This window comes from Fundidesulfovibrio sp., assembly GCF_058402725.1.
Map to the genome: position 1 here is coordinate 1 of NZ_JBZVFJ010000213.1, position 4,338 is coordinate 4,338.

Sequence of the window (4,338 nt, forward strand, 5' to 3'; positions counted from 1 at the left end):
CACGCGGGTCGCGCCGGACTCGGGGTAGGCCAGGGGGAGGCGGCTGGTCTCGAAGAGGCGCGTGCTGCCGCCCGGCGCGTCAAAGACCTCGTCGGAGGCGAAGCGGGGCTCCCCGCCCAGGAGCACCTCGGCCTCCAGCTGTCGGGCGCGGCGCGCCCAGCCCGTGGGCGCGTCCAGTTCGCGGTCCGTGGCCCCGGCCACCCGGGTGAGGGGCTGGCCCAGGAGGTCGGCCAGGGCGGGGTTGGCCAGCACGTAGCGGCCCTGGCCGTCCTTCACGGAGATGGGATGGGGGATGTTTTCCACCAGCAGGCTCAGGGCTGCGTTCTGGCGGTCCAGCTGTCCGTAGAGGCGGGCCAGGTCGCGTCCGGCGTCGTCCAGGGCGTCGGCCAGGGCGCCCAGTTCGTCGGAGCGGCCCAGGGCCAGGGGGCGGGAGAGCCCCTGGGCGTCCTTGAGGCCGCGCACGTGGCGGGTGATGCGCTCCAGGGGCCGCGTGACCGTGCGCACGAGCAGCCACAGGCTCACCCCGAAGGTGCACAGGCCCGCCAGGCCCACCAGGCCCAGGGCCGCGAGCATGGCCTGACGGAGCTGGGCGATGTCGGCCTTGGGGTGGTGGACGGTCAACAGCGCGACGGGCGCGCCGTCGTAGCCGGGATAGACGGCATGGGCCGAGAGGCTCTCCTCTCCCTCCGGGCCGAAGGAGGCGGGCCTGCCCTCGCGCCGGGCGGCCAGGGCCCCGGCTGCGGCCTCGGGATCGGCGCGGACCAGGGCCTGGACCGTGAACTGCACGTGGAGCTGGCGCGAGAGCGAGCCGACCAGGCGTTGGTCCAGGATCCTGCCCGCCGCCAGCGTTCCCCGGGGCGGTCCCCAGCCCAGGGAGTTGAACACCGGCTGCCAGCACAGGAGCAAGAGCCCGGCCTCGGTGTCCGCCAGGCCCCGGCCCAGGATGGGGCTGCCGTCCGTGCCGGAGAGGCGCACGGCCGGGGGCAGGCTCTCCAGCAGGGGGGACAGGGGGAGGCTCTCGCGCGTGACAAGGTCGAAGGCGGCCCCGGCCACGAAGGCCCCCGAGGGATCGTAGAGGGCCATGAGGTTCAGGTTGCCGCCGCGCAGGGCCTCCAGGGAGAAGTAATTGGCGGCGAGATGGCGGTCGCGGTCCTTGGCGAAGCGGTAGGTGATGTCCGAGGCGCTTTTGAAGCGCAGGGCCGTGTCCATGTGGGCCAGTTCGTTGTCCAGCGCCGCGGCGACGCGGGCGAGGTCGTTGACGGCGCGCTCCTGGTCCACGCGGCGGAAGCTCTCCAGACCAAGGAAACGCACGGCCGCGAAGCCGCAGACCACGGTGACCAGCGAGGCTGCGGCCACGCCCAGGAAGAGCTTGCGCCGGATGCTCACGCGGGGCCTGCGGGGCGCACGCCGGGGGACTGGCGGTGGGCGCTCATTCGTCGAGCCTCACCACCGCGCCGTCCTTCCACACGCCCATGGAGAGGTTGTCGGCCTTGTAGAGTTCGTGCTGGTCGGGGGAGAAGGGGCGCATGAACACGCGGCTCACCCCCTCGAAGCGTTCGGTGGCCTCCAGGGCGTCGCGCAGGGCCGCCGGGTCGTCCGATCCGGCGCGGGACGCGGCGTCCAGCACGAGGCGGGTCCCTTCGTAGGCGGCCTCGACGAACTTGAAGGGGTAGTAGCCCTCCATGCGGTAGCGCGTGCGCACGATGCGGTCGATCGCGCGGGCCTTTGGGCTTGCGTCGGCCGAGGAGCCCAGCACTCCGGTGAGCCCGTTGGAGAGCCGCTCGGGCAGGTCTTTCACGGGCTGAAGGAAGAAGGGGTACTGGCCGATGAAGCGGGTGCGGTAGCCCGCCTGATCGGCCCCGCGCACGAAGTTGGCCACCTCCTGGCCCAGCGTGAGCAGCACCACGGCCTGGGCCGGGGAGCGGGCCAGCTCGCGGGCCTTTGGGGCCAGGTCCTGCTCGCCCTGGTCGAAACGCACCACGGCGACGGGCTTGATGCCCTTTTCGGCCATGAGTTCGGTGATGTCCTGGAGGCAGAGGTTCCCGTAGGGGGTGGTGTCGGCGGCCACGGCGATGCTCTGGAAGCGGGGCGCGGCCCAGTCCACGAGCTTGCGCAGCTGGTCGCGGTCCGGGAGCGTGGCGCGGAAGACGTAGTTCTTCGACCCGTCGGCCGGGGGGCGCGTCAGGGGCGTGGCCGAGGCCGTAAGGAGCATCAGCGGCGTCCTGGCCTGCTGGAGCACGGGGATCATGGCCAGGGCGTTGCCGCTGTTGGCTGGGCCAAGCACCGCCGCCACGCGTTCCTGCTCCACGAGGCGCCGGGCGTTGGCGCGGGCCTTGTCGGGGTCGGTCTCGTCGTCCTCGATCACGAGTTCCACGGGTCTGCCGTTCACGCCGCCCGCGTTGTTCACCTCGTCCGCAGCGATCTCCACGCCCCAGAGCAGGTACTGCCCGATGCCGGCCGCCGCGCCCGTGAGGGGGATGCTCACGCCCAGGCGCAGGGGGCCGGGCGCTTGCGCCGCGGCGGGTCCCGGGGCGAGGGCCAGGGCCAGTAGGAGCGCGAGGAGCCGGATGGTCATGTGTTCTCCGTTTGCATGCACGCGAGGGCCGACATCCCTTCGAGCGATCATCCTTCCCTTACGCATCCTGCGGAACGAAGGCAACGCATCAGAGGATGGGCGCCAGGAGCCGGGCAAGGCGCGCCATGGCCTTGAAGGCCATGGGGCGGTCCTCGTAGTCGCTGGCCGTGGCCGGGCGGCAGCGGGCGAAATCCTCCAGGAGCATGGCCTCCACCCGGGCGGCGAAGTCCCGGCCCAGGGCGGCCATGGTGATCTCGAAATTGAGCCGGAAGGAGCGGTTGTCGCAGTTGGCGGTGCCCACGAAGGCCAGGTCGCGGTCCATGAGCACCACCTTCTGGTGCAGAAAGCCGGGCTGGTAGCGGTAGAACTTGACGCCCTGGCGCTCCAGCTCCGGGAAGTAGGAGAAGCTGGCCAGATAGACGAGCTTGTGGTCTGGCCTGGCGGGGAGCATCACGCGCACGTCCACGCCGCGCAGGGCCGCCAGCTGGAGCGCCACCGTGACCTCGCGGTCGGGCACGAAGTAGGGGCTCACGATCCACAGGCGCTCGCGGGCGGACTGCACGAGCTGGAGAAAGGCCAGGGTGTAGGTTTCCACCAGGTCTGCGGGGCTGCTGGGCAGGGCCAGCAGGCTCACGCTTCCGTCCGGGGGGGAGGCCGGGGACCAGTCCAGGCGGGGCAGGCCGCCCTCGGCCCAGAACCAGTCTTCCGCGAAACACAGCTGCACCAGGGCGGCGGCGGGGCCTTCGCAACGCAGGTGGGTGTCGCGCCAGGGGCCGAAGCGGCGGGAGCGGCCCATGTATTCGTCGCCCACGTTGTGGCCGCCCACGAAGGCCACGCGGCCGTCGACCACCACGATCTTGCGGTGGTTGCGGAAGTTCACCTGGAAGCGGTTCACCAGGCCCTTGGTGGTGTTGAAGGCCCTGGCGTCCACGCCCGCGTGGCGCAGGTCCTCCAGGTAGGCCTCGGGGAGGGCGTGGCAGCCGATCTCGTCGTAGAGCAGCATCACCCGCACGCCCTGGCGGGCCTTGGCGCAGAGGCGGTCCTTGAGGTCGCGCCCGATGGCGTCGTCGTGGATGATGAAGAACTGCACGAGCACGTAGTCGTGGGCCTGGGCCACGGCCTCGAAGATGGCGCGGAAGGTCTCCTCTCCGTTCACCAGGAGGTCGGCCTTGTTGCCCGCCGTGAAGGGCATGCCGGCCAGGCGCTCCAGCACGGCGGCGGGCACGGCGGTCTCGGTGGGCAGGGCGGCGGCGTCGGCGCGCTCGGCGTCGAGTCCGGAGCGCAGGGCCTGCAGTTCGGGGCTGCCGCCCCGCCGGGCCGTGACGTAGCCCACGAAGCGGTCGCGCCCGAGAACCCAGTAAAGCGGCACGGCCACGTAGGGGAACATGACCATGGATAGCGCCCAGGCGATGGCCCCCTGGGAGGAGCGCGCCGTGAAGAGCGCGCGCACCGCCGAGAAGGCCCCTGCCATGTGGAACAGGGCCAAGAGCGTCAGGAACGCGCCTTCGATGGTGGAAAAGAGGGGGTGTGCCGTCACGCGGCCTCCATGGGGTCGCCCCTGCGGGAAGGCCCGGCCGGGGTTCGACGATCCTGGGAGGCTTCTAGCGCCCCGTGGGAGGGAAGTCCAGGCGCGGGGCCGGAGAGATCGGGCGCGGCGGGCAAAGAGGGTTGCGGGGGGGGAGTAGGGAGGGGGGGGGGGGAGGGAGAACGAAAGGGGGGTGGGGGGTGTTTGTGGGGGGGCCCCCTCCACCCCAAAAAGGGGG

Annotated in this window: 3 protein-coding genes; all 3 read right to left on the reverse strand. The window is 71.8% G+C overall.

Annotated features, from left to right (window positions below; all coding sequences use genetic code 11):
* Window positions 1–1,386: CHASE4 domain-containing protein (locus tag ACV4UX_RS17560; protein WP_491594574.1), on the reverse strand; the 1,386-nt coding region annotated here is incomplete at its 3' end.
* A 43-nt stretch (window positions 1,387–1,429) separates the two neighbouring features.
* Window positions 1,430–2,575, reverse strand: coding sequence for an ABC transporter substrate-binding protein (locus ACV4UX_RS17565; protein ID WP_491594575.1), 1,146 nt, complete (start codon window positions 2,573–2,575; stop codon window positions 1,430–1,432).
* An 88-nt stretch (window positions 2,576–2,663) separates the two neighbouring features.
* Window positions 2,664–4,112: a cardiolipin synthase gene (cls, locus tag ACV4UX_RS17570; RefSeq protein WP_491594576.1), complete on the reverse strand. Its 1,449-nt coding sequence runs from the start codon at window positions 4,110–4,112 to the stop codon at window positions 2,664–2,666.
* Window positions 4,113–4,338: the final 226 nt, after the last annotated feature.

Bases quoted from the DNA above. Each gene is read 5' to 3' on its own strand.
- ACV4UX_RS17565 (WP_491594575.1), bottom strand. From the start codon at position 2,575: ATGACCATCCGGCTCCTCGCGCTCCTACTGGCCCTGGCCCTCGCCCCG.